Annotated in this window: 23 protein-coding genes and 1 pseudogene; 6 read left to right on the forward strand and 18 right to left on the reverse strand. The window is 62.7% G+C overall.

Annotation, left to right across the window (positions count from 1 at the left end; genetic code table 11):
- Positions 1-46: 46 nt before the first annotated feature.
- The 12 genes from AABE10_RS25700 to AABE10_RS25755 all read right to left on the reverse strand — a co-directional run bounded on the left by AABE10_RS25700 (position 47) and on the right by AABE10_RS25755 (position 15,022).
- On the reverse strand, positions 47-457 hold the full coding sequence (locus AABE10_RS25700) for a cupin domain-containing protein (protein WP_342936033.1): 411 nt from the start codon (positions 455-457) through the stop codon (positions 47-49).
- A gap of 62 nt (positions 458-519) precedes the next feature.
- Positions 520-999, reverse strand: coding sequence for a carboxymuconolactone decarboxylase family protein (locus AABE10_RS25705; protein ID WP_342936034.1), 480 nt, complete (start codon positions 997-999; stop codon positions 520-522).
- A 208-nt stretch (positions 1,000-1,207) separates the two neighbouring features.
- A complete protein-coding gene (locus AABE10_RS25710; protein WP_342936035.1) occupies positions 1,208-2,089 on the reverse strand; it encodes an RNA polymerase sigma-70 factor in 882 nt (293 codons plus the stop codon).
- A 264-nt stretch (positions 2,090-2,353) separates the two neighbouring features.
- Entirely contained in the window at positions 2,354-3,271 is a 918-nt protein-coding gene (locus tag AABE10_RS25715; protein ID WP_342936036.1) for a sterol desaturase family protein, read from the reverse strand.
- A 440-nt stretch (positions 3,272-3,711) separates the two neighbouring features.
- On the reverse strand, positions 3,712-4,749 hold the full coding sequence (locus AABE10_RS25720; RefSeq protein WP_428983389.1) for a DUF1214 domain-containing protein: 1,038 nt from the start codon (positions 4,747-4,749) through the stop codon (positions 3,712-3,714).
- A gap of 395 nt (positions 4,750-5,144) precedes the next feature.
- Positions 5,145-6,272 (reverse strand): ornithine cyclodeaminase family protein, encoded by a 1,128-nt coding sequence (locus AABE10_RS25725; RefSeq protein ID WP_342936038.1) that lies wholly within the window; start codon positions 6,270-6,272, stop codon positions 5,145-5,147.
- 27 nt (positions 6,273-6,299) lie between these two features.
- Positions 6,300-7,799, reverse strand: a complete 1,500-nt coding sequence (tcuA, locus tag AABE10_RS25730; RefSeq protein WP_342936039.1) for an FAD-dependent tricarballylate dehydrogenase TcuA — start codon at positions 7,797-7,799, stop codon at positions 6,300-6,302.
- 23 nt (positions 7,800-7,822) lie between these two features.
- Positions 7,823-9,220 carry an MFS transporter gene (locus AABE10_RS25735; RefSeq protein WP_342936040.1) on the reverse strand — a complete coding sequence of 466 codons (1,398 nt, stop codon included), beginning with the start codon at positions 9,218-9,220 and terminating at the stop codon, positions 7,823-7,825.
- Positions 9,221-9,308: 88 nt separating this feature from the next.
- Positions 9,309-10,703 (reverse strand): MmgE/PrpD family protein, encoded by a 1,395-nt coding sequence (locus AABE10_RS25740; protein WP_342936041.1) that lies wholly within the window; start codon positions 10,701-10,703, stop codon positions 9,309-9,311.
- On the reverse strand, positions 10,700-12,073 hold the full coding sequence (locus tag AABE10_RS25745; protein WP_342936042.1) for an MmgE/PrpD family protein: 1,374 nt from the start codon (positions 12,071-12,073) through the stop codon (positions 10,700-10,702). Before AABE10_RS25745 ends, AABE10_RS25740 begins: the two co-directional genes overlap by 4 nt.
- Before the next feature lie 33 nt (positions 12,074-12,106).
- Entirely contained in the window at positions 12,107-13,456 is a 1,350-nt protein-coding gene (locus AABE10_RS25750; RefSeq protein WP_342936043.1) for an MFS transporter, read from the reverse strand.
- 150 nt (positions 13,457-13,606) lie between these two features.
- Positions 13,607-15,022 (reverse strand): MmgE/PrpD family protein, encoded by a 1,416-nt coding sequence (locus AABE10_RS25755; RefSeq protein WP_342936044.1) that lies wholly within the window; start codon positions 15,020-15,022, stop codon positions 13,607-13,609.
- A gap of 188 nt (positions 15,023-15,210) precedes the next feature.
- On the opposite strand from AABE10_RS25755, the gene AABE10_RS25760 reads away from it, so the two are divergent.
- Entirely contained in the window at positions 15,211-16,137 is a 927-nt protein-coding gene (locus AABE10_RS25760; RefSeq protein WP_342936045.1) for a LysR family transcriptional regulator, read from the forward strand.
- Positions 16,138-16,591: 454 nt separating this feature from the next.
- Here AABE10_RS25760 and AABE10_RS25765 read toward each other — a convergent pair whose 3' ends face one another.
- Positions 16,592-17,212, reverse strand: a complete 621-nt coding sequence (locus tag AABE10_RS25765; RefSeq protein WP_342936046.1) for a TetR/AcrR family transcriptional regulator — start codon at positions 17,210-17,212, stop codon at positions 16,592-16,594.
- A gap of 140 nt (positions 17,213-17,352) precedes the next feature.
- On the opposite strand from AABE10_RS25765, the pseudogene AABE10_RS25770 reads away from it, so the two are divergent.
- The 4 genes and pseudogenes from AABE10_RS25770 (at position 17,353) to AABE10_RS25785 (ending at position 19,464) form a co-directional block, all read left to right on the forward strand.
- A pseudogene (locus tag AABE10_RS25770) lies at positions 17,353-17,962 on the forward strand (flavodoxin family protein).
- A gap of 28 nt (positions 17,963-17,990) precedes the next feature.
- Positions 17,991-18,275, forward strand: a complete 285-nt coding sequence (locus AABE10_RS25775) for a putative quinol monooxygenase (protein WP_342936047.1) — start codon at positions 17,991-17,993, stop codon at positions 18,273-18,275.
- Positions 18,276-18,875: 600 nt separating this feature from the next.
- Positions 18,876-19,145, forward strand: a complete 270-nt coding sequence (locus AABE10_RS25780; RefSeq protein WP_342936048.1) for a hypothetical protein — start codon at positions 18,876-18,878, stop codon at positions 19,143-19,145.
- Positions 19,120-19,464, forward strand: a complete 345-nt coding sequence (locus AABE10_RS25785; protein ID WP_342936049.1) for a helix-turn-helix domain-containing protein — start codon at positions 19,120-19,122, stop codon at positions 19,462-19,464. Before AABE10_RS25780 ends, AABE10_RS25785 begins: the two co-directional genes overlap by 26 nt.
- Positions 19,465-19,820: 356 nt before the next feature.
- Here AABE10_RS25785 and AABE10_RS25790 read toward each other — a convergent pair whose 3' ends face one another.
- The 5 genes from AABE10_RS25790 to AABE10_RS25810 all read right to left on the reverse strand — a co-directional run bounded on the left by AABE10_RS25790 (position 19,821) and on the right by AABE10_RS25810 (position 25,466).
- Positions 19,821-20,906, reverse strand: a complete 1,086-nt coding sequence (locus tag AABE10_RS25790) for a porin (RefSeq protein WP_342936050.1) — start codon at positions 20,904-20,906, stop codon at positions 19,821-19,823.
- Between the two features lie 89 nt (positions 20,907-20,995).
- Positions 20,996-22,246 (reverse strand): MFS transporter, encoded by a 1,251-nt coding sequence (locus tag AABE10_RS25795; RefSeq protein WP_342936051.1) that lies wholly within the window; start codon positions 22,244-22,246, stop codon positions 20,996-20,998.
- Positions 22,247-22,350: 104 nt separating this feature from the next.
- Positions 22,351-23,316 (reverse strand): PDR/VanB family oxidoreductase, encoded by a 966-nt coding sequence (locus AABE10_RS25800; RefSeq protein ID WP_342936052.1) that lies wholly within the window; start codon positions 23,314-23,316, stop codon positions 22,351-22,353.
- 12 nt (positions 23,317-23,328) lie between these two features.
- Positions 23,329-24,111 (reverse strand): SDR family oxidoreductase, encoded by a 783-nt coding sequence (locus tag AABE10_RS25805; protein ID WP_342936053.1) that lies wholly within the window; start codon positions 24,109-24,111, stop codon positions 23,329-23,331.
- Positions 24,112-24,194: 83 nt separating this feature from the next.
- A complete protein-coding gene (locus AABE10_RS25810; protein ID WP_342936054.1) occupies positions 24,195-25,466 on the reverse strand; it encodes an aromatic ring-hydroxylating dioxygenase subunit alpha in 1,272 nt (423 codons plus the stop codon).
- A 152-nt stretch (positions 25,467-25,618) separates the two neighbouring features.
- Between AABE10_RS25810 and AABE10_RS25815 the strand changes: the two genes are divergently transcribed.
- On the forward strand, positions 25,619-26,377 hold the full coding sequence (locus AABE10_RS25815) for an IclR family transcriptional regulator (RefSeq protein ID WP_342936055.1): 759 nt from the start codon (positions 25,619-25,621) through the stop codon (positions 26,375-26,377).
- The last annotated feature ends 11 nt before the right edge of the window (positions 26,378-26,388 follow it).

Genomic DNA, 26,388 nt, shown 5'->3' on the forward strand with positions numbered 1-26,388 from the left:
CACGCAGATTTTTTTCATCGGCCCGGCGCGCCGCCGGCCACCGCGCTCACTTTTCCGGCACGAGAATGGGCGCACCCTTGTTCTTCAGGAATACCACGAGGAACTTTGCCGGCTGTGTCTGGCTCGCGTTGCGCCCGACCGTGTGAACATCGTTCGGGCCTTCATAGAAGCTCTGCCCGGGCTTGAGCGTGACTTCCTTTCCGCCCCTTACCTGCATCACGATCGACCCTTCCAGCACGTAGATGAACCCGTGCGCGAAATGCCGATGGACGGGATCGACGGAGCCAGGCGGATATTCGACCGTGATCATCAGTGCCTCCTTGCCCGGATAGTCTTCGAGCGGCTGCGTCATTACAGGCGTGACGATGGCCTCCGGCGCTGCGGCGCGGGCCGCCTGCCCCATCAAAGCGCCCGTGACGACCAGCAATGACATGACGGATCTCTTCGAGAGAAACATGGTGTGCTCCTCAACGATGCGGCCCACGCGGGCGGGCCGGGATAGCGAAACGACAGCGCGCCTCAGGCGAGGTTGGCCTTGTCGAGGCCGTATGCCTTGTCCAGCGAACCGGGCACCGTCCTGAACGCGATGTTTGCACGATTCCAACCGTTGATGGCCATGACTTCATACGTCAGATCGGACAATTCCTTTTCGGAGAACTGGCCGCGCACGCGCTCGTAGAGATCGTCCTCGACGCCGTGCTCGGGCAGCTTCGTCAGCACTTCCACCCACGCGAGCGCGGCACGTTCGCGCGTGGAGAAGAGCGTCGACTCGCGCCACGTCGGAAGATGATGGATGCGCAGCTCCCGCTCGCCGTGAATGCGCGCTTCCTTCACGTGCATGTCGAGGCAAAACGCACATCCGTTGATCTGCGACGCGCGGATCGAAACAAGGTCGCGGATCGTCTCTTCGATCGCGCTGTCCTTCAACAGCGTCGTGAATTCGAGGTACTTCTTGAACAGTTCCGGCGATTGCTGAACATAGTTGATGCGCTGGGTCATGATGTCTCCTGGCGACGATAAGGGAAACACCCGTACTTCCAGGGTGCCATGAGCGGCGATGAGCCGCATGAAGCCATGGTAGGTGTGCGGGGCGTGCGGCGGTAGACATGGGATCGGGCTCACGCTGTTGCCCGTGAAGCACCAATCGGCGCATCGGTCATCCGGTACTCGCCGCGCGTGCACGCCGGATCGCGGGATGGACGGCCGCTCAGGGATTGCCGTGCGCGGCGACGATGCGCGCCAGCTTGTCGGGATTGCGCTGGACGTGGATGCCGACGATGCGTTGGCCGTCCGTCTCGAACGTCTGCGCCGATTCGAGCTTGCCTTCGAAATAGCGCAGCAGCGCCCACTCCCCGTTGAGCATCACGAGCTTCACGCGAAGCCCGCTCTTGTAGCGAAGCGACGACGCGTAGAAAAGCTGTGCGATGCGCCGGCCGCCCAGCATCGGACGCGGGAAGCTCGGCACCTTGCCGCCGCCGTCGCCGATCAGCGTCGCGTCTTCGGCGAGCAGCGCGTGGATCGACGCGAAGTCGCCGCCTTCGCACGCCTGCGCGAACGTCTTCAGCAGCCGGCGATGCGTCTCGCGCGGCACGGCATGGCGCGGGTGCGCCTCGCGCAGTTGCGCCTTGGCGCGGCTCACCAGCTGACGGCACGCCGCTTCCGTCTTGCCGACGATATCGGCGATATCGACATAGTCCGCATCGAAAACCTCGCGCAGCAGAAACGCCGCACGCGCTTCCGGTGTCAGCCGTTCGAGCAGCACCAGAAAGGCCACGGACACGTCGTCGGCGCGCTCGGTCATCTCCTCGGGCGTCGCCGGTGGCTCCGTCAGCAGCGGCTCGGGCAACCAGATGCCCGTGTAGTGCTCGCGCTGGATCTTCGCCGCGCGCAGACGGTCGATCGACATTCGCGTCGTGACCGCGACGAGCCAGGCTTCCGCATTGTCGATGCCCTCGCGCGCCGCAGAATGCCAGCGCAGCCATACGTCCTGCACGATGTCCTCGGCTTCGGCCACGGACCCGAGCATTCGATACGCAATCTTCTGCAAACGCGGGCGAAGCTGGTTAAAGGCATGCGCGTCGTCGTCCATCACGATTTCCTCTTTGCACGAAACAGCCCAAACGCCGCACGAAGATCGTGCCGGCAGTCAGATATTGCCATGGTAACTGTTACGGATTGAGCGCCGAATCAGTTGGGCGCGTGGACAATGCAGCACGACCGTGCCATACCGCGCCTCGATGGACATGGCTTTCACGCAGCGGCGGGATAATCGCTGGCAGCGTCGCGCGGCCCTGAAAAGCGACAGGGCGCGTGTCACTTCACGCGCCCTGTCCGATGCTGCTTTATCTTCTGATCAGCCGTTGACAGCTTCGCACTCGCGGGTTGCCGGCTTGCCCTTGCGGCGCAGTTCTTCCGTGGTTTCGCCGCCTCCGTCGGGCAGCCAGCCGGGCGGCTGGATCACGTGGTTGATCGCGATCCACACGCTCTTCGCCTTCACGACGTCCCGAACCAGCGTCGCCCAGTGCTCGAACTCGACGACGAACGGATTGCGCGACGTCGTGGGGGTGACGAGACCGTACCGGCAGGGCTCGTCGGCGCGTTCTTCGACGTAGGTGCCGAACAGCCGGTCGAAGACGATCAGCACGCCGCCGTAGTTCGCGTCCAGATAATCGACATTCGACGCATGGTGAACACGGTGCGACGACGGCGTATTGAACACGTACTCGAGCCAGCCGAGCTTCGGAATCCACGTCGTATGCAGCCAGAACTGGTACAGCAGGTTGATCGAGAGCGTCATCAGCACGACTTCGGGACGCACGCCGAGCCAGACGAGCGGCACGAAGAACACAGCCGCGCCCGACACCTTGCCCGTGATGCCGAGACGGTACGCGGTGGAAAGCGTCAGCTGGTTCGGCGAATGGTGCACGGCATGCGTGGCCCAGAAGTAGCGCACGCGATGCGACGCGCGGTGATACCAGTAGTAGCAGAACTCCTGGCCGACGAAGAGCGCCAGCACCATCAGCGCGCTGTTGAGTTCCACCGTGAAGAGGCGGTGGTCCCAGGCGAAGGCGAAAACAGGTGCCGCGAGCGAGAGCGGCAGCAGCGCAAGCAGCTTGCGCGCGACCAGATCGACGATCGAAAGCCAGACTTCGTACCATGCAAACGGCGTGGCCGTATTGCGGTTCTTGCGGGTGAGCCAGACGGCTTCGATCATCGATACGACGATGACGAAAGCCGTGACGTACAACGTGAATTTCCCAAGGTTTTCCATGACGATGCCATAACGGTTGTGGCGGGAGGTATCGTCTGCGGTGAAGTTGTGGGTCAGTGCATCGCATCCGATATGCGCACTGTAGTGATGGACGCCGTTACAGGCTATGCGGAAGTTATTTCACCGTGTGTCATCGGGCTGAGCGCCTTGCGGTGCGGGCTTTTTGGGCGCTTTAGACACGCGAACAAGTGCGCCGGAATTCGCGGATTGTGGGCGCTGGATGGCGGGCATCCCTCTGAGCCCGGTCGGCGGACATTGCGCGTGGGCGTGTGCCCGGTGAACAGGCCGGTTGCATCGCCAGCGCATTTGGCTTCGGATGCAACCGCTGTCGTTCGTCAGATCATTTGAATTTCGCAGGCAGCGGCTCGTGAAGTCCGTAGCCTCATCAGCAGCGCCCGCCAGTCATGCAGCGGGCGCCTCGACGATGCGCGCCCGCGCGATCACGACATGGGCACGCTTTTCGGGAAGTCCCATTTGCGCTCGAGAACTTCGGGGTGTGGACGATAGAGACGAACCGTGTAATTCCAGCCCGGTTCGATCGGCAGACAGTTGTCGCGCTTGCCGTCGCATCCGCCGAATTGCACATCGACCGAGCCGTCGGCTCCCTTCTTCGCTACGACGCTATTGATCGTGTAGGCGTTCAACGGATTCGGGTCGATATAGCCGGAGGCGTTATAGACCGTGACCGACCAGAAGCCATCGACGGGGACATCGCGTACGTGAAGCTTGTACAAGGTCTTGCCATCGTTCTTCGGCGGGGTGACGGTCAAATAGATCGCATCCTTGTCGGGATTGCCGCCCCACAGCACGGCTGCGCCGATGAGGTGGCGTATCGGCGAAACCTCGCCCTTGCGGCCGAACGCGTCCCTCGTGTCCGGCACGGTCGAACCCAGAACCCTCAGCGCGTCGCGCACCTTCTTGTGGCTGACTGGGTCCCAATTGGGCACCTCGAACCGGCCCGCGCTGGGCTGTTCGACTTTCGTTTCATCCTGCAGCGCGTGAACCTGTCTGAGGTCCGCGGGATCTGCCGGATCGACCAGCGTTCGTACCGTCGCGAGCACATACCGCGTGCCGACATTCTCTTTCGTGAGGGTGTACTTGCCCGCATCGTAGACCACCTCCTGCGCGTAGTGGTCCTCGTTGATGACGATCATCGAGCGGAAACGCTTGCCCGCGTCGGGAAGAGTAATCGTGACCGGTCCTGCATCGAGATCGAATACGGCGGCCGAATAGAGCGTGTCGCGATTCACGCGCACGACGATTTGCCGGTTTATCGGAGAAAGCTCGCGAAGATGGACAAAACGCCCAAAGCCGTTCAGCTTCACGACTGCCGCGAACTCCATGTCCGACTCCGCACGGACGAAGTTGTCTGCAGTCACGGGGACTGGCGGCGTTGCAGATGCGGCGGTCTGCGCCGATGCCTGCAAGGCACCGCACACCAGAGTCAGTGCGAGAAGAAAACGCTTTACCGGGAACATCGGAACTCCTGAAACGAGAGAGATGGGTGGACGCGCCCGCCCACACTGCGGGACCAATAAGCGGAGAGACATCGGGTAGATTAGTACGGCCGCCGCGGGCTGCCCCCTGCCGTTATGAGGGGTGACAAAGCCACGAAGATGCGACAGACAGGCTTCCGATGAGGCAGCCCGCTGATCAGGACAGCAACGCGGAATGGAGGCGATTCGCCAAGGCGGGCGGCGATCAACACCCATCGATTCGCGACATCAATCCGCAATCACCCTCGTCGCGGGCAAAAAAAATCGCCTCACGAAATGAGGCGAACTGAAAGAAAACATCTGGTTTTGCAGCCTATCGGCTCACTACGCCAGGATGCGCGTCCTTTGCGTGTTGCCGGCACCGTTTGCTCTTTTCACTAATTGCGGATGTTCTGTATAAACCACTCGCGCGGCAACATCATGCCGACGCCCTGTCTGATCGCCTCGCGGTACACATGTCCGCCGACGGCCGCGAACTGCACGCCCCAATTGCCGACCGTGTAGTAGAACGTGATCTGCTCCGCGCTCGTGCGGCCTGGCGCGCGGCCCGTTATCACATCGCTGTAGACGGGCCAGCCGCTCGTATCCACGCGCTCTCCGCTTGAGACGGGCAGCCGTCGCCGTTCGTCGATGCTGCCGCCGACGAACGCATTCGGGCTTCCAGAAATGTGCTGGCTGAACCGCTCGCTCTCCTCCAACGGCAAGCGCTCGCGGCCCTGTGCAATCGCAACGTCGAAGCGCCGCGCGACGCTTGCATCGAACTCGCGCGGCGTCAACGCGACGACATGCATGCCCGGTTCGAGCCACGCGGCGTCGAGTACGGGCGACATGCTATCCGTGCAGGTCGCGACGATATCCGCGCCGCGCACCGCATCGCGAGCGCTGTCCACGGCTTCGATGTCTATCTGCAACCTGTCCGCCATCGCGCGAGCGAAACGTCGCCGGTTCTCTTCGCGTCGGCTATATACGCGCACACGGCGAATGTCGCGCACGCAGCACAGCGCATCGAGAAACGTCTCGGCCATGCCGCCCGAGCCGATCATGCCGATGGTTTGCGCATCTACGCGCGCGAGCAGACGCGTGCCGAGCCCCGCAGCGCCGCCGACGCGCATATGCTGCAAATGCCCATCGTTGATGATCGCGAGCGGCTCGCCGTTCTCGGTGCTAAAGAGCATCACGAGACCACAGTACGTGCCCGGCTCGATGCAGTACTTCTGCTCGCTGCCCGCGCGATGCGATCCCGAATGACCGGCTCCGCCATCCCGATCACGAGGCCACACCATCACGTCCGACTTCAACCGCACGGCGAGAATGCCGTTCGTCGCGCCATCGACGGAACCGAAACGGTAGTAGCCGTCCTCGCGCGTGGTCGGCACATAGGTGTCGAAGCGCGGGCGGCCGATCGACGCGCCAGCCGGCAGCCCCGCAAACGCCCGCGCCTGCGCGTCGATGCAATCGCGCATCGTCAACAGACGCGCGACGCATTCGTTGTCCAGCAGCAGCATCGAAAAGCGCCCTCCGCTATGCGGCGTTCAGCGAGCGACGAGGCGCGCCGCGCCTTCGCCCGCCAGCCTGCCGAACACGACGCCCGCGACCAGTCCCGTGCCGCTGCCGTAGTTGTGATAGTAGAGACCGCCGACGATTTCGCCCGCCGCGTAAAGGCCTGGAATCGGCGCGCCCGACACGTCGAGCACTTCCGCAGCCGTCGACACCTTCAGCCCGCCGAACGTGAACGTCACGCCTGCCGTCACGCCATATGCCTCGTAAGGCGGCGTATCGAGCCGGTTCGCCCAGTTGGTCTTGTCGATCGCGAGCCCGCGCGTGCGCAAGCCGTCGTGCACGTTCGGATCGAACGACACGTCGGGACGCTCCGCCGCGTTGTACGCGCGCACCGTGCGCAGAAAACCTTCCGGGTCGACCCCCGTCAGCTTCTGCGCGAGTTCTTCGAGCGTATTCGCCGTTTCCTTCGTGATGCGCGCAATGCGGTATTCGTCGCGCAACAGCTTCACCACTTTCTGATCGAAGATCTGCCATGCGAACAGGCCCGGCTGGCGAAGCACCTCGTGGCCGTACTTCGCATAGGTGAAGCTGTGAAAGTCCAGCCCTTCGTCGAGGAAGCGCTCGCCCTTCGCGTTCACCAGAATCCCGAACGGATAGTTGTGCTTCTGGAAGCGATCGCCGATCGTCAGGTCGCCATATTCGGGCGCGTTCATGTCCCATTGAACCGCGTGCGCGCCCGACCAATGCCCCGTCACGGCCGCGCCGATCTCCATCGCCATCCGATGACCCCAGCCCGTGTTGTAACGCGTGCCGCGTACTTTCGCGAGATCCCAGTTCGGACCGAGATAGCGGGCGCGCATCTCCGGGTTCGACTCGAAGCCGCCGCACGCGAGCACGACTGCCTTCGCGCGGATTTCGACGGGACGTCCGCGATGCAATGCGCGCACGCCTTCGATGCGTCCGTCGCCATACAGGAGCCCCGTCGCCTGCATCTGATAGACGACGCCGACTTCCGCGCGCTTGAGCGCGTCGTGCAGCGTTTCGACGAGATGCGTGCCGCCGCCGAGGATATGGCACGCAAGGCCGCCCCAGAAACGAAACTTGCCTTCGACGCGAAACGCCTGACGTCCGAGCGCCGGCTGAAAGCGCACGCCATGCCGCTTGAGCCACAGCGCGGCTTCGTAGCTGTTGCCGATCAGCACTTCGATCAGGTCCGGGTCGGCGCGATATTCGGTCAGGCGGCCCACGTCGTCGAAATACTGCTCGCGCGTATAGGTGCCGAAATCGATGTTCGGCAGATCGAGTTCGGCGATGTCGGGCGCGAGCTTCAGCAAGTCATCGACCGACTCGTAGACGAAACGGAACGCGCCGCCCGTGAATGCCGAATTGCCGCCGCGCGCACTTTCGGGCGCGCTTTCGAGCATCGCGACGCGGCGCGCGCCGCCTTCGCGCGCGGCCAGTGCCGCATTCGCGGCGGCATTGCCGGCGCCGATCACGAGTACGTCGATATCGTTGAGTTCGTCGAGGGTCATCAGTCAGGTCTCCGGTTGCGTAGTCAGCGGCGTGGATAGTCGGCGAGCGGTTGCAGCGAGGCGTCGCCGGTTGCGTTCGGATCGACGGCGGGGCTCAGCGTTTCGAGGCTGCGGCCCGTCGTGCGCGGACCGAACAACAATGTGATAAGCGCAGTGAGCGTCCACGCGCCCGCGATGTACATGAACACGGTCACATAGCCATAGCCGGTGTAGATCGCGGCGATCACGAAGGCGTTCGCCACGTTGGCAACGCGGCCTGCGCCATACGTCAGGCCCGTCGCGCTGTTGCGCACGCCCGTCGGAAACTGCTCGGGCGTGTACGAGTAGAGCAGCGTCGCGAAGGTCTGCGTCAACATGCCGACCGCGAAACCGAACGTGACGATCAGAACCGGCTGGAAGCTCAGTCCGTACAGCAAGCCGAAGCACGCGATCAGAAACGCGACGAGCGCGATCAGATGCTTGCGCTCGAAACGATCGGCGAACGCGACGGCGAGCAACGCGCCGAGCGGCGCGCCGACGTTGATCAGCGTGAAGTACGTGAGACTGCGCGCGACCGTGATGCCGTGATGCACGAGCAGCGTCGGCACCCACGCTTCGAAGCCGTAGAAGCCGATGGTCTGCAACAGCCAGATCGCGCACAGCGTGAGCGTGCGACGGCGGTAGACGCTGTTGAACATCGCGGTCCACGGCTCGCGCGCTTCGGGCGCACGCGCGACGACGGCAGGCGATGACAGCGTATGACCTTCGGCCGTCACGCGCGCTTCCATGGCGGCAATCGCGGCTTCGGCGTCGTCGAAGCGGCCGACGCGAGCGCTCCAGCGCGGCGACTCGGGCAAGCGTCGCACGATCAGTGGAAACACGATGCCGAGCGAGCCCCATACGAACACCCAGCGCCAGCCGTCCGGGCCGAAGGGCACGACGAGCCGCGCGACGAGATTCGTCAACGGAATCGCGCACAGGTTGATCACCATCGCCCATGATTGCCACGTGCCGCGCGACCTCGCCGGAAACAGCTCGGCGATGTACGTCATCACCGTCACCATGCCCGCTGAAATGCCGAAGCCCGTCACCACGCGCGCCGCGAACAGATACGGAACGCCCGGCACGAGCGCAGTTGCGAGCGAGCCGAGCGACGAAATCAGGACGAACACGGTCAGCGAGCGCCGACGTCCCATGCGGTCCGACAGCATGCCGCCCAACGTCGCGCCGAAGAACATGCCGATAAAGCTCGCGGATGTGATCAGCGCGATTTCGTTGATCGCGATATGCCAATGCCGGATCAGCGCGGGCGCAGCCGAAGCAAACGTGTTGATGTCGCAGCTGTCGAAAAACAGCGGGATCGCAAACAGCAGCATCCATTCGCGATGCATCCGCGAGTTCGGCAAACGGTCGACGCGCGCGGCGACGAGTGAATCGTTCATGCCTGTCTCCTTCGAATCCGCGCGTTCTTGGCCGCGCGATTTGCTATCGGGTCTGCGGGACGGTGTGTTGCTGATCCGCTGGCGTGCTTCAACCTGACTTTGAATCCGGCTTCAAATCAGGCTTCAAGCCAGCCTCCATCTGCGCAGTGAACGCGGCGATATCTTCGAGACGCTCGACCTGCCACAGCGCAGCGAGCGCTCGCGCGCACGCGTCTGCCGTCAGCGCGTGCGAAGCGCAATCCAGAAATTTCGTCTCGATACGCGAGTCAGGCAGCGGATTCGCCGACGTGCGCCCCGCCGCGCGCGCGACGCGCTTCGACACGCTGCGCCCGTCGCGCAACTCGACGACCACCTCCGCGCCGAAATGATCGGGCTGCTGGTCCGCGAGCGGATCGGGCTCGGCCGTCACTTTCTTCATCACGGCCTGGATCGATGCATTCGCATACGCATCGCCTTCGAAATCGGATAGCACGACGCGCCCTTGTGCAAGGGCTCTTGCGACGCAGTACTGCACGCTGAACTTCGCGTCGAGCGCGCTCTTCGGCTGCGGGCGGTTCGTGTGCTGCAAGCGGCGCGGATGCGTGCGCGAGATCACGCGCTCGATTTTCTCCGGCGTCAGGCCGTGCCCGGCGACGAGCATCAGCATCGCGTCGATGGCGGGATGCGTGCTGCCGCAACACGGATATTGCTTGATCGCGATGCCCGGTTCGACGATATCGAGCGGATCGGCCCACGCGCGTATCGCCGCTTCGGCATCGTGGTTGCCCGCGCCGTTGTAGACATTGAAGAATCCCTGGCGATGCTCGAACGCCTCGTCGCCGGCCGTGAAGCCTTCGCGCGCAAGCTGCGCCGCGATGAGCCCGTTGCGCGATGCGTGACCGACATGCAGCGGCTTCGTCATCGTGCCGAAGTTCGCCTTCACGCCCGATGCGAACGACGCGGCAATCGACAGCGCGGTCGCCGTTTGCGATGCGTCGAGCCGCATCAGACGCGACGTGGCCGCGCATGCGCCGAATACGCCGAGCGTCGCGGTCGGATGCCAGCCCTTGTCGTAGTGATGGAAGTTCACCGCGTGCGCGAGGCGCGCTTGCGTTTCGAAGCCGGCGACGTACGCGCTCACGAACTCGCGGCCGCTTGCATGAACGTGATCCGCCACCGCGAAGAGCGCCGGCAGAATGGGCGCCGACGGATGACCGCCGAGCGTGTTGCTGCAATCGTCGAAGTCGAGCGCATGCGCGGCCGTGCCGTTGACGAACGCCGCATCCGATGGCTTCATGCGCTCGCGTCGTCCGAACACCAGCGCGTCGCCCGCCGACGGCGACGCGACCGCATGCGCGAAACGCGTGCAAGGCTCGCTCGCGCCCGCAAACGTCACGCCGACGGTATCGACGATGCCGATGCGCGCCCAGCGCAGCGCCTCGGGCGGCAAGTCTTCGAAACGGAATGCGGCGATCCTCTCGCCGAGCCATCGGGCGATCGTCATGCGTGTGCTCCTTGCAGCCGTGACGTTGCGGCGTGTAGCCAGTGAAGGTCCGTTTCCTCTTCGAGGCGGTCGAGGCGGTCGAACAGCGGCGCGGCCGCGCTGTCGAGCGCGCGCGTCATCCGCATGAATTTCGCGCGCAACTGCTCGCGCGAAAGCGGTGAACTCGGGCAGCCCGGAAAATCCGCGCGCGCTTCTTCGTAGCACGTGCCGTTGTTGAGCGTGATGCGCGTCTTTGTCGACAGCCCGTGTGCATCGGTTGCGACGACGCTCACGCGCTGCGCCAGTTCTCCGACGGCGGGATCGTCGAGCAGCCGCGTGCCGAACGTCGCGGGGTCGTCGGCGTCGTGCAGCAGCGCCCCGGCGACGCAGTACGGCACGCTGTACTGCGCGAGCGTCGAATCGGCCGGCGACTTGATGTCGTGATTGGCGGCAAGCCGTGCCGCGCCTTCGATATGAACCGATGCGATGCGACGCGCGTCGATATCGTGCGCGGCACGCAGACGTTGCGCCGCGTAGACGGGCGTGTGCGCAACGATATGGCACGCGTAGCGCTTCAGGCAGAGCGCCCGCGTTTCGTAGCGCGTGCCGAGACCGTCCGTCAGCAGCGCGACGTCGGAGCGCTCGCAATATGCGTGCAAAAACCCGTAGCGCCCTTCGAGCACGCTCGACGGACCGTCGAAACCCGCGCGCGCCAGTTGCACGGCGACGATGCCTGCTTGCGCCGCGCGCCCCAAATGCACGCGCTTGACGAGGCCGCCGTCGCCCGCCTTCGCGAATTCGAGCAGTCCGCCGCCGAGCGAACCCGCGATGCCGAGCGCGCGCCGCAGCGTCTCTCGGTCTACGCACGCGAGCTTGCCCACGACGATTGCAGCACCGAACGGGCCCGTGAGACCCGGCGCGTGGAATCCGCGCGATTCCGCCGAATGCTTCGTCGCCGCGCCGATACGAAACAGCACTTCGATGCCTGCAACGAGCGCGGTCAACACATCGCATCCCGATGCACCCGATACTTGCGCGACGGCCAGCGCCGGCGGCACGAGCACCGCGCCGGGATGAACGCCCGCGCCGGGCTGCCGCAGACTGTCGAGTTCAGCGGCATGCACGAGCACGCCGCCAGCAAAGGCCGCCGCTTCGGCGCGATAGCGCGCGTCGGCAATGCCGGGGACGGCGCACGGTCCGGGCGCCGCATCGGCGAGATAGCGGCGCACCGCCTCGCCCGCCGCCACTTGATGACCATAGACGGCCGCACCGATCGCATCGATCAGGCAATCCTTCGCGAGCCGCACGATGTCGGCGGGCAGCGCTTCGTATCGCAAGCCGTGAGCGTAGTCCGCGAGCGCGTGGGCAGCCGTCGCGGTCGAATCGTGCATCGTGTCGTTCCGTTGCGTGACTTGCATGGCCCGTTAGCCTCGCGCTTCTTCATCGATGACGGAGCGATGGCGCGTCTCCGGCATCAGCAGATAGGTGGCGAGCGATACGGCCGCGCACGCGCTCACGTAGTAGAAGAACCATGACTCATGGCCCGCGTGCTTGAACTTGAGCGCGAGGTATTCGGTCGTGCCGCCCATCACCGACGACACCACTGCAAACGGCAAGCCGACGCCGAGCGCGCGCAGCTTCGCGGGAAAGAGTTCCGACTTCACGAGCCAATGTATCGACGAGAAGCCGCTCAGAATGCCGAGCGCCGCGAGGTTCAGCGCGAAGGCTACCCATACGCTGTGCGTCGTGCCGAGCGCATGCATCAACGGCACCGTGCAGAATGTGCCGCCGACACCGAAGATCAGCATGACAGGACGCCTGCCGATCGCATCGGACAGCAGTCCATAGAGCGGCTGAAAGCACATGTAGATTACGAGCGCGACCGTGGTGATGAGCGTCGCCGTATTGCGGCTGAAGCCCGTCGTGTTGACCATGTACTTTTGCAGATAGATCGTGAACGTATAGAACGCGACCGTGCCGCCGATGCTGATGCCGATAGTCCATAACGTCTGCATGCGATGGCGGATCAGCAATGCAACGAGACTGCCGCGCTCCGCTTCGCCGCGCTGCTTGCCTGCTGTGAGCGCGTCGGCGCGCTGGAACGCATCGGTTTCCGCGATGCCGCGCCTCAGATACAGCGCGAATACCGCGAGCGCGCCGCCGATTGCAAACGGAATGCGCCAGCCCCAGTCTTCGAGTTGCGCGGGCGACAGCACGAGCCGTTGAAGCAGGAGCATCAACGCGAGCGCGACGAGCTGCCCCATCACGACCGTCACCTGCACGAAGCCGACGAAGAAGCCGCGCCGGCCCGCAGGCGCCATCTCGCTGAGATACGTCGCGCTCGTCCCTGCCTCGCCGCCCATGCTGAAGCCTTGCAGCAGCCGCGCGCAGATGAGCACGCCGGGCGCTGCGACGCCGATCGTCGCGTAGGTCGGCGTCAGCGCGATGATCAGCGAGCCGATGCTCATCATCGCCACCGATACGCTCAGTGCGACGCGCCGTCCGTGCCTGTCCGCGAGCGCGCCGATCGCCCAACTGCCGAGTGGGCGCACCACATAACCGATCGCGGCGACAGCGGCCGCGTTAAGCAATTGCACCGTCTGATTGCCGCCCGGAAAAAATGCCTTGCTGAAATAGATCGAGAAGATCGAGTACGCGAGAAAGTCGTACCACTCGATCACATTGCCCGCGCTGCCGCCGATGATCGAGCGCAGGCGTTCCCGCCGCCCGGCGAGAGAGGCCCGTAGCGACAGATCGTGAGGCGTTGCGGCCATCCTGTGTCCCCTTGCGGCCGTCGGGCCGCTATCGTCTGGTGCCTGGATGCTGCTTTGCTGCTTTGCTGCTTTGCTGCTTTCCGCTTTCTTGCCGTGTTGCGTGCGATGTTCTCGCGGTTGATGTTCTCGCGTTGTGATGTTCTCGCGCCGCTAATCTTGAGTCGCGAGCAAGCGCACGAGTTCTGCCGCGTCGGCTTTCTCTTCGGCGTGCATGACCCAGTCCACGATGCGCTGGATCTGCTCGCCTTCGATGCGATGCGCCGCGAGCTTCGTCATCTTGCCGATGATTTCGGCATCGCTCGCAAATGCATGCTCGCTGCCGCGCTGCGACTGCACGGTTTCCTCCAGCCGCGCGCCGTCGCGCAGTATCACCTCGACTCTCACCGTATGGCGCGCGCCGCGCCCGCGCGCGGTGATCGACGGGTCTTCGAGCACCTGTACGCGGTCTGCCAGCGCCATGCGTTGAGGGTCGGCCACTTTGTCTTCGCTGAACTGGTCGACGAACACATCGCCTTCGAGCAATAGCGTCGCGACGCAGTACGGCAGGTTCAACTGCGCGGACGTCAGCCCCTGCGGCACGTAGTGCCAGCCGACGTGATCGACCGTCACACGCGAGCCATGCACGACGATCGACTCCACGTCGTTTGCGCCGAACGAATGACGCGCCTGCATCGCGCGGATCGCATCGAGCGTCGTGTGATTGCTGCCCACGCACGAATAGAACTTCAGCGCGATGTTCATCGTCTCGAAGCGCTCGCCGAGGCCGTCGATCAATTGCGTCAGATCGAAACGGTCCGTCGATCGCGAGAACGTGCTGCAAAAACCGCCATACGGGTTCTCGAACACATCGACGATGCCCGTGAAACCGTTCTGCGCCAGCAGCGCGCCATACAGTCCGCTTTGCGCGGCGCGTCCCGCGTGCATGCGCTTGACCATCGCGCCGAACTGCGCGGCCATCAGGCCCGCCGACTGCGTGCCGCCGATGCCGAGCGCGTGCACCGTCCGCGCGGTATCGAGACGCAACGCGGCCGCCGCGCCCGCCGCAGCCGAAAACACGCCAACCGTTGCGCCCGAATGCCAGCCCTGCGCGATATGTTCGGGTCCCATGCACATGCCGACGCGCGGCCCCACTTCGTAGCCAGCGACGCAGGCGCGCAGAAAATCACGGCCGCTCATGCGCGCATCGGCGGGCAGCGTCTGCGCGATGGCGAGCACGGCGGGCAACGTCACCGCGCCGACGTGCAGCACGCCCGCGCGATGCACGTCGTCGAGCTCGAAGCTCTGGATCATCGTCCCGTTGACGAGCGCCGCGTGTGGTGCCGACAGCTTCGACGGCATGCCCCACACGTTGCAGCCCTGCGTCGTATCGATGCCCGCAAGCGTGTCCGAAAGGATGCGGCTCCATTCGAGGCCCGAGCCGAACAACGCGCATCCGAGCGAATCGAGAATCAGCAGCTTGATGCGAGCGCGTACTTCGTCGGGGACCGCTTCGTAACGCAATCCCGCCACGAACGCCGCGACGCCGCCGGTATAAGGGTTTGTGCCGATGTCGTTGTGCTGGTTCATCGCGTGTCAGGCGCAATGGCGCTAGTAGTGGGTTTGAGCCGGGCATGCTGCTTTGCTGTCACCCAGTATCCGCAGCCGCCTCGCGTTTGTGAATTGCGTGCGGCGCGATTATTATTGCCTCACATGCAACAGTCGATAGTCTGTGAATCGCCAAGTAGGTCCAGAACCAGGCCCACCGTCAGGCTCCCATGATTCGCTATCCCGGTGTCGATCTCGATGCGCTCCGCGCTTTTGTTTCAGTCGCTTCGCACGCGTCGTTCAACGATGCGGCGCTCGAACTGAATCTGTCCGCCTCTGCGCTGACGCGACGCATCAAGCGGCTTGAAGAAGCGCTCGACCTGATGCTCTTCGAGCGCACGACGCGCACGGTCTCGCTCACGGCATCGGGCGAACTGCTCTTGCCGCGCGCGCAAAGCGTGCTGCGCGAACTCGACGCATCGTTGCAGCTCGTCACCGAGGCCACGCGCATCCGCGCGGGTCAATTGACGATTGCGTGCATTCCCACTGTCGCGAAGTTCCTGCTGCCGAAAATCGTCGGCAGTTATCACCGCAAGCGGCCTGAAGTGCGGTTGAGGCTGATCGAAGCCGATCTTTCGACGGTAGCGCGTCGCGTCGCCGATGGGGAGGCGGAATTCGGCATCGCGTTTCTCGTCAATGAAACGCCGGATCTTGCAATCGACGAGTTGCTAGTGGACCCGTATGTATTGGCATGCCCCGCCGATCATCCGCTTGCGAAAAGCGAGCACGTTGCATGGCGAGAACTGAGACCGTGGCCGCTGATCGTATCGGGCACGACGAGCGGTAATCGACGGATGCTCGACGCCGCACTGCGCGACATCGACTGGCGCCCGGACCGGCTGATCGAGATCGAGCATCTGACGACGTCGCTCGGGCTCGTCGAAGCCGGACTCGGTATCTCGATCATTCCACGTTGCGCGGCGCCGCGCGACGCTCAATCGAGAATTGCGATACGTCCGCTCGTCGAGCCGACGGTTGCACGCACAATCGGCTTGATCCGCCGACGCGATGCGACGTTGCCGGCCGTCGCGCGCGATTTTCGTCTGACGCTACGCAGAATGGCGCCGCTCGATCCTGCGTGGATGCAGCCTGACTGATTGCTTTTGGTTGAGGGATACGAGTCGGACCGCGCAGAAAAGCTCACCGAAATGAAGCGCATTTGGCACTAACGCTGTGCATCATGCCGTTAGGTCTGCTTCCCCAAATAATTTTTGCTGCGCGACAGGCCAATTAGCGCAATACTGACTCGCCCGCTTCTCTTCGCGGGTCCTTTGCTGATGGACGGCCCACTCACGCGGGCCCTTTCCCCTTTTTTCCCGCTGTTGATTGACTCACGTGAGACGGCAATCAGGTCATGGAACTTTGCGACGAATGCTCCACGCTCCAGGGATGCTCCGCTGACAGGATCAGAGAAGAAGGGCTGACGCTGATCGGCGTCGGCGAGTGCGAAGGCGTAGTGGCGATCGAACACTACCGTTGCGAAAAGTGCCGCGCGCTGCTGGTTCGGCAACTCTGCGGATGTTCGGCTGAGCAGGTCTGGACAGCGTTTTCCTAGTCCGTGGGCCAGCTCTTCAACACGGCCGCCACCAGTTGACGAAGCTGCCGACGCGTGGCGCCTCCTCTCGCCTGAACGGCCAGGCCCTGAATGAACGTCGATACGAAAGAGGCCGCATCATGACTGGTCATACCTTCCGGAAGCGGCCCGGCCCGCTTCACTGACTCGAAGCGCTCGCGCAGACGCCGCTCAAAAGCATTGCGGCTCTCCGACAATTCATCGCTCAGCCGGCGCGCGTCCGCGCTGCACGCAAGCGCGGCAAACGTCAGGAGACAACCCGAGGGCGTGTTCTTCCCTGTGTGAAGCACGATTATTCCCTCAAGCAGAGATTCGGCGATCAGCTTGGGTGTCGGCTGCGCCAATGCATGCCCGCGAAACGCCAGATGGTTGTCGTTGTATCGATCGACCACGCGCCGAAACAGTCCCTCCTTGCTCTCGAAGGCCTTGTACAAGCTGGACTTCGTGAGCCCCGTCGCTTCCTGGAGATCCGCTAGCGACGCGGCGTCATAGCCCTTGTCCCAAAAGACGTGTAGGGCCTTCTCCAAAACTTGATCTTCGTCGAACTCGCGCGGGCGCGCCATTTCAGTTTCCTCTGACAGGCCGATATTGTAGACCAAACGGTTTACAACTGAGTGGGAACAACACTCGTTTAATGAAACCGAACGACCTCATGAATCCCTTCGAACGAGATTCGAAACCGTCCGGTCCATAATTATCGCAATCGTCACCGGCTGTGACGTCAACCATGGGGCAGATCATGTCGCAAGGTTTTGCAGGAACCCGTGTTGCAGTCGTCTACCACAGCGGTTATGGACACACGATGAAAGTCGCAGAAGCAGTGGCCCGAGGGGCGGCCAGCGTCGAAGGAACCGAGAGCCTGCTGGTCGGCGTAGAGGATATCGACGGATATTGGACCACCCTCGAACAGGTGGACGGCATCATCTTCGGCGCTCCCACGTACATGGGCAGCGCGTCGGCGAAATTCAAAAGTTCATGGACGCGACGTCCCGCAATGTCTTTGCAAAGGGAAGCAAATGGGCCGACAAGGTCGCGGCCGGCATCATCAATGCGGCATCGCGTTCTGGCGACAAGCTGGCCACGCTTCAGCAGATAGCGATTTTCGCCGCGCAGCATCGGATGAACTGGGTCAATCTCGGCCTGCCGCCCGAACACAATCATTCGCAATCGACGGAGGAAACATTGAACCGGCAAGGCTTTTCCTCGGCGCCGCTGCGCAATCGAACGCCGACGAAAGCGCCGATGTTACGCCGCCGGATGCGGATTTACGCACTGCGGAATTTCTCGGCGCGCGCGTCGCGGAAGTGGCCTCGCAACGCTCCGCAGGGCGAGCGATATTGAACGCGTAAAAACCCATCCAGACCAAGGAGCCTCAACATGACCCAGAATATCTCATTCATTGTCCATCTGCCCGGCAAGCCCGAGGCGCGCGAAGAACTTTACTCGAGCTTCATCAAGGTGCTCGACGAAATGTCGAATGAACCGGATTTCGTCAATACGTACCTGCATCGTTCCGCGGATAATGCCGACACGCTCGTGCTTTATGAAACCTGGGCGTGTAGCGCGCAGTACTTCGTGGACCATCATCTGAAGAAGCCATACCAGCTCGATTACGAAAGCAAGCTCAAGGGGCTATTGAAGTCCAAGCGGACGTTCGAATGACTCGACCTTGTCAAAGGCTACGAGCTTCCGCAGCAGCCAGCACGTCAAAAATTTGACAGCAGCATCTGAGTTGTGCTCGAAGGTTCATTGATTCTGACAAGCGTGGCATTGGTGCTCGCGACTTCGGTCGCGAGCACTTTCCTTTAAAGGCCGGGAAACGATTACATCCTCGTATCTTTCACATTATCCGATCGCAAGTGCTCTGCAATACACAGCATCCTGTTACAACATGCAGGCCTAATACCATTTATCGACGAACCGCTTTTCTCACTAGCGTCCCCCCCCAAAGGGCGGGGGACCAAAAAAATATAAAGCCGTAGGATACGTACTCGACATTCCGCATTTTCCTCGCAGGAGACGTCGCAATGTCTTGCTTATGTGACAAATATCCCTGTGTCGATCTAGCGGTCCTCAGCGGTCCATCAGGCGCTCCAGTGCCGCATCGCCGCTCGACCCGTTCCCGTCCCTCTCTTTGCAAGGAAGGCGGCTGGAACAGTCGGGCACTACCGGCGATGACTCAATACATCAACAACAATCGTCGGCGCCAATTGACCTCGTTACCCGGTAAACCACATTGCCATTCGACCTTGCAAGTCCGCTATGGCGGTGATGGAGCAGTTACCACTTTTAAAACGTGGAGGAGATGCGCTTGCCGAATCCAATACACGGCCCTTGATCATCACTCGACCGTTTGATTCCGGAAACGTTGTTGATCCGATCGACGGCACGAATTCGATTCACCGTATTTGCATCAAGCAACTGCGTCTTGCCAACACAGCAAGGCTCAATCACGGTGACGCCCATTCTGATTTTCACGGAGTACTGCGATACCGCAGTTTTGAACATGGCTCGACCCAGAATCCAATTTGATATCTCCGCGGACGAACGTGAGCAACTCCTTGCCATGGTTTGCTCGCAAGGCCAGCCGCCTTCATGGATACTTCGCGCGAAGGTCCTGTTGATGGCCGCTGACGGTCATTCGAACAACGACATCAGCCACGAGTGCTCGATAACATCGGCAGCCGTAACGTACTGGAAGAGGCGATTCCTCGCGGGCGGAATCCATGGACTGGTCAATGGTTCCGTCGACGGTCGCTTTGATTTTCTTCGCAACAAGGAGGCGTTGCAAATCGAGCAGGTGTGCAATGCATGGATCACCGCACAATTGACGCCGAGCGAGTCCAGCTAATCAAGTGCCCGCGCGTGGGCTGCTAGAGATAGCAGCCCACCTGCGCATCACAGCAATCGGATCAAAACCGTTAGCCCGCCCGATTTGATCAGTCGACCGACCAGAAGTCGTTGCAATTGGTCGGACCGGCGTTGAAAACGGCGGACCCATTCGCTCACAGCAGCGCCGAAGCAGCGCGTGCTTCGCCATCCGACATGCCCGTGCGCTCGCAGTATGCATACCGAACCGCCAACTGCATCGTAGGCCGCAGTGGAATCGCCCACAGTGTCAGTCAAGTTCCCGTCGTCACCGGGCACTCCGCTGCCGTTCACTTCGGCAAAGTGCAACGCGACAAACAGATTCCCTGATGAAAGCGCCTAGAACAGGTGCGCAATCCCGACCGCAACCGCGAATTGATTGGCGCCCGTCGCAACGGTTGTCGTCGATCCCGTCGCGCTCAACGCAGACTTCGAGCTGTTGATCACATAGGTCACGTCGGTATAGAGAACCGTGCGCTTAGAAAGCCAGTAGTCTGCGTTGACGCCCGAGCTCAGCGCGTGTGCCGATACCGCTCGATACGAGTGATAGTAAGAAGCGGCCGCCAGTTGAAGTTGCGGCGTGACCTTGTAACGCAATCCGCCGTAGGCCATGTATTGCGACGGCGAAGCCTGCTGCGTCGCGGCGATATCGTTGAGCAACAGCTCGTATCCACCGTACAACGTTGCGTCGCCGATCTGCCATGATCCGCCGGCGACGTACCGGCGTTCGCTGTCGTTTGCCGATGCAATGCTTTGGCCCTGCCGCTGTTCATACACGAACGTCAGATTGAACGGCCCCTGACGATAGCGCCCGCCGACATCGAACTGCTTGCCGACCCTGAACGCCCCAGGCACCGGGCCGCCGTTCGCTACAGTCGAGTCATAGCCGAAGCTGTAGAGCGCATTGACTTCGAACGGTCCCGCGTGCCCAAGATATTCGACAGCATTGTCGGCGCGGCCCACGAACTGCGCATCCTGCGCGGAAAAGCCATAGCTGGAATAACCGAGCGGATCGAGCGGGAGAAAGTAGCGATACATCGGCGTCATCTGCCTGCCGGCCATTACTGAGCCCAGCCGGTCGCTCTCAATGCCGACGAACGCCTGGCGTCCGAAGAGTCGTCCGCCTTGCTGCAACGTCCCGTTGTTCATCGCGATGCCGGACTCGAGCGTGAAGATCGAGCGTAGTCCGCCGCCGAGATCCTCCTTGCCCGTTATGCCCCAGCGCGAATTGATGCGATTGCCGGTATTGAGCCGGAACAGGTTGCCCGAGCCCTGCTTTGCCGCGTGGTTCACGTATTCGACGCCTGAATCGACAATTCCATACAGCGTCACCGACGATTGCGCATGAGCCGCAACGCTCACACCCGCTCCGACGCAAGCGACCAGCAGATTTCCGATTGTGCGGGCCGTGTAATTCGACTTCATCCTGTCTCCTTTGATTTATTACAGTAGTTGTACTAATCGAATCGCAACGGATAAGAGAGCGAGACATAACGCTCTCTATGACATCGGTTTTATTCGCGGGAAATGTGCTTGCTGACGAACAGCATCGCCACCATGCCGACGACGGGACCTATCGCAAGCGTCAGCAGCGCGAGCATGAACGAATGCGTGCCGCCATATACGTGGCCGACGGCGAGCGGAGAAATCGCGCTGCCCGTTTGCCAGATCGCGTTGGTCCAGCCCGCGCTCGCTCCTGCAAGACGCTTGCCCGATGCATCGCTGATCTGCGCCATCAGCACAGGCAGATAGCCGTATGAAAACGCGCCCAGAATCGGCGCGACCACATAGAACTGCGTGGTGGTCGAGCACATGCCGAAAACGAGCAGCATCAGCGCGAAGGCGATCAGACAGAGAATCGACATCAGCCGGCGTGAGATGCCGGGCAGATCGGAGATCCAGCCGAGCACCGGCTTTGCGATCACCGCGCCGATTCCGAACGACGCGATGATGGAGCCCGCAACCACCGGCGAGATGCCGTATTGCTTCGTCATCAACGCATTGCCCCACGCGCCGAAACCAACGGTCGCCCAGAGGCCGCCGCAGCCTGCGATGGCGAGCACGATCAGATTGCGGTTGCGCAACAGGCCGAGCATTTCTTTTGCGCTGTTGCGTGTCGGTGACTGGTCGCCGGTCGGCCGGTTCTTCAGAAACAGCAATGACACGATGCCCCACGCAAACGTGACGACGCCGAGCATACGAAACGCGTTGGACCAGCCGTGCTGCGCGGAAAACGACGGCACGATCGCATTCGCGAGCACGACTGCGAGCGATGTGGCTGTCGTGTAGATCCCCATCGCACGGCCGCGGTCACGCGTGAACCAGGCGGGGATGATCTTCATGCCGGCGGAGTAATCGGCGCCGGCGGCGAAGCCCATTGCAAGCTGGATCGCGATGCCCGTCGTCAGCGTGTGCGTCTCGCCGAAGAAAAACGTGAAAACGCCGAGCGGCAGCAGCGCGAGCGTCATCATCGCGCGGCCGCCGAGCAGATCGGTGAGCGCGCCGCCGATCACATTCGCGAGCACATAGCCCGCGTAGAAAGCCGTGACGAATGCGCCGAGCATCGCGACATTGAGGCCGAGCGATGCGCCGACGGGCGCGGCGACCGTGCTCCATGCGACGCGATCCACATAGCTCAGCAGAAACGCCGCCCATACGATGAACAATGCAACCCACCGGTAAGCGCTCGTCTCAGTCGCCGCCGCGCTTTGCGCGGGCCACGCCGTGCAAGATGCGTCTCCTGACGACGTCAGATTCTTCTCCATGACTCCTCCAATGCAGGGCGTGCGCGCGGCCGCCCCTTTATTCTGCAGTCTGATCCAGCCATTCGAAGCGGGCTGGTCCTGGTTCTATCGGCCTGCTTCCATCGCTAAAGATCCAGCACGAGCCTCCTCGATTTCGCGCGCGAACAGCACGGCAGAAACTGGTCGTTGCGAGCCTGTTCCTCGGGCGACAGAAAAAGATCGCGATGGTCGGGCTCGCCATCGATCACGCGCGTGATGCACGTCCCGCAGATACCCTGCTCGCACGACACGGGGACATCCACGCCCGCATCGGAGAGCGCCTGCGCCACCGACCGGTCCGCAGGGATCGGCACGATACGTCCGGAGCGCGCGAGACTGACTTCGAAAGCACCATCGTTGCTGGTATCGACGGGCGCCGCCGAAAAGAACTCATAGTGCAGTTGCTGCTCGGGCCAGCCGAGCGAACGAGCCGTGTCGAGCACGGCATTCATGAATCCCTGCGGGCCGCATACATACAGATGCGCATCGGGCTGCGGCTGTGCGAGCAGCGCCTTCAAGTCGAGGCGCTGCGCAACGTCGCCATCGTCGAAGTGATACTGGACTTGCGCCGCCCACGGCGAACTGGCAATACGCTCGATAAATGCCGCACGCGAACGCGAGCGGGCGCAGTAGTGCATCCCGAACGACGCACCCGCGCCGGCAAGATGCTCTGTCATGCAAAGCAGCGGCGTAAGGCCGATGCCGCCCGCGAGCAACAGATGCTTCGCCTCGCCGTGTGCAAGCGGAAAATGGTTGCGCGGCGCGCCGATGCGAATCTCGTCGCCTTCGTGCACGGACTCGTGCATGCCCGCCGAACCGCCGCGCGACTGTTCATCGCGCAACACGGCAATCTGGTAACGCCGACGGTCCGCAGGCGAATTGCACAGCGAGTACTGACGGATCAGGCCGCCAGGAACATGCACGTCGATATGCGCGCCCGCGTCGAACGCAGGCAGTTCGCGCCCGTCGAGACTCGCAAACTCAAAGCTGACAATGCCCTCAGCTTCGACGCTGCGTCGCGCGACACGCACGGTAAGTGTGGAATCGTTCATGCTGGCCACCCATTACATGATCGACAGGCCGCCATCGACCATCAGTGTCGTGCCCGTGATGAAAGACGCCTCGTCGCTTGCGAGCCAGAGAATCGGCCATGCGATTTCTTCGGGCGCAGCCCAGCGACCGATCAGCGACGTGTCCTGCCGCTGCGTCTTGAGCACGTCGACGCTCTTGCCCGCCGCGCGCGCGCGGTTGACGTGAAAGTCGGTCAGCGTCGAGCCGGGACAGACGGCGTTGACACGCACGCCGTGCGCCGCTTCCTCGAATGCGAGCGTACGCGTCATCGCGAGCATGCCGGCCTTGGTCGCATCGTAGAGACCCATGCCCTTGCGGCCCGTCACTGCATAGCACGACGACACGTTGACGATGCTCGCGCAAGCCGACTTGCGCAGCAGCGGAAGCGCGGCTTTGCAGTAGTTCGACGTTCCGATCAGATTGACGGACACCATGCTTTGCCATTCGGCGGGCGTTACGTCGGCGAGCGGGCTGTAGTTGCGCATCGCCGCGTTGTTGACGAGCACGTCCAGACGATCGAACGAGCGGGCGGCAAGCTCGGCGGCGGCTGCAGCTTCATCTGCGTTCGATACGTCGGCCACGAACGTCTTCACCTTCGCGGAAGAATCGTGCTGAAGCAGTTCATCGCTAACGCGCGCGAGCGCTTCGGCGTTCGCATCGACCAGCACGACAGCCGCGCCCTCGTCGCAGAAGATGCGCGCCGTCGCGGCGCCGATGCCTCCACCGCCGCCTGTGATCAGCGCCACCTTGCCTTGAAGTCTTGTACCTTGCTGCATTTCCTGCCGGCGCGATGCCGGCCTCCTTGTCGCGAATCAGGAACGATGACTCCCGCGGCCGGACGTGCGTCCGGCGCGGACGATCAGATCGAGTAGATCGGTTGACCCTTGCCGTCGGCGAGGTGAATGGCAGCCCATTCCTGCGGCTTCTGATCGCGCGGCAACAGCGCGCCCGCTGCGCGCACCCGCTGCTGATCGGCGTTGATCGCGGGCGGATCGGTATCGGGCAGCAACGCGGTGGCCGCTTCGTAAAGCATGCGGCGCGCCATCACGATCGCGCGGTCGGTCGGCAGCAGCTTTTCCTTGCTGTGGTCCTGGATCGGCCCCATGCTTTCCTGCAGCGACGCATCCTGCATCGCGAAGCCGAATACGCCCGAATACGCGCGCTTGTCCTTCTGCGCCTGGCGATCGATCAGGTAGTCGTTGTCCTTGTTGGCCTTGGGCCGGAACGTGCCGGGCTCGTACTCGCAGTGAATGCCCTTGCCCGCGTTCAGGTCCGCCAGTTCCTGCTCGCTCAGCGGACGATCCGGGCGAAAGTTGATGCTCCAGGCCCAGCAGTTGTGATCGTCGATGGGCACCCACACGTGGCCCGCCAGCGAGTGATCGCCGAACGGCGGGATCAGCGTGTACCAGGGGAAGAGCCACTGCGTGACGCGCCAGTAGTACGAATCGGGTTCGCCGTTGCGACGGCCGAACAGCGTCAGGCCGAACGGCTGCTTCTCGATTTCGAAGATCACGTTGCCATCGGCCTTGATGTAGTCGAGCGCCTTGGTGCCCTGGTGCATCGGGTCGTCGTCGACTTCATAGCGGTGCACGTACGAGACATGGCTCGTGTCGATGCCGCCTTCCATCGCCTGCAGATAGTTCGATTCCTGCAGCCGCTTCGATACGAACACATGGCTGTCCGGGAGATTGCACCACTCCAGATCGGGCGGCGCCGGCTGACGGTCCTTCGGCCCCATGTACGCCCACACGATACCGCCGCGCTCGATGCACGGATACGCGGTGATGCCCATGTGCTTGCACGCCTGAGGCGCGGACGGCACGTCGACGCACTTTCCGTCGCGATCGAACTTGAGGCCGTGATACGCGCAGCGGATGCCGTTCTCCTCGTTACGCCCGAAATACAGCGACACGCCGCGATGCGAGCAGAACTCGTCGATCAGCGCGGCTTTGCCTTCCGAATCGCGAAAGGCAAGCAGCTTCTCGCCGAGGATCTGCACGCGCACGGGCGGGCAATCGGGTTCGGCGATTTCGCTCGCGAGCAGGATCGGCACCCAGTAGCGGCGCATCAGGTTGCCCATTGCTGTCCCTGGGCCCGTGCGCACGAGTGTTTCGGACATGTTCCTGTCCATGTTCATCCTCCAGATCGGTTGCGGCGTCGTTGTCCGCTGTGTGAGATTGTGTTCTCATTCTACGAACAACTTGACCGATGTCAAGTTTCATTGCCGCCGACTTTCTCTACAATGTGCAGACGGCGCGCGCCGATCAGGAAAGGAAATTTCAAATGCAAGAAAAAAAATCGCACGAAAATGTGCGTGCGGTGGAAAGAGCGTTAGAAATACTTCTTGTGTTCAGGCCGGGGGACAAGGAACTGACCGTCGCGGAGCTGCTCACGCGCGTGAACCTGAGCCGGCCGACGCTGTATCGGCTGCTGAACACGCTTGAGCAAAAGGGCTTTCTCGCGTCGAAGGGTGAACCGCAGCGGTTTCACCTCGGGAGCGCCGTCGCGCAGCTGGCGCACGTGTGGATGAGCGATCACAGCATCGCGGAGCTTGCGCAACCGATGCTGCGAAATCTTTGGGCGGAAACGTCGGAGACGGTCGCGCTGTTCGTGCCGGACGGCACCTATCGCGTATGCGTGGCCGAACTGGAGAGCCCGCAGCCGCTGAGTTTCCGGCGCGGCGTCGGCTATCGCGAGAAGCTGGTGCTCGGCGCGAGCGGGCGCACCATCCTTTCGCAGATGCAGCTTTCCGCGGATGAACTGCGCCCGTATCTCGCCGAGCCGGATCAGGACGTGTCGGCGCTGCTCGCGGACATGGAAGCGATCCGCGCGCAAGGCTACGGAACGAGCCGCCATGAGCTGATCGAAGGCGCGGTTGCCGTCGCCGCGCCATTCTTCAACGGGGCCAATCAGATTGCGGGATCGATTTGCATCTTCGGTCCCAGCGTGCGCGTCACGGACAACCGCGTCGCGCAGTTTGCCGAGTCGCTCAAGCGCGAGGCGACCAACCTGTCGCGCGCATTGGGGCAACAGACGGCTTAGGTCTCAGGTGC

The sequence above is a fragment of the Paraburkholderia diazotrophica genome, from assembly GCF_038900755.1.
GTDB lineage: Bacteria > Pseudomonadota > Gammaproteobacteria > Burkholderiales > Burkholderiaceae > Paraburkholderia > Paraburkholderia diazotrophica_A.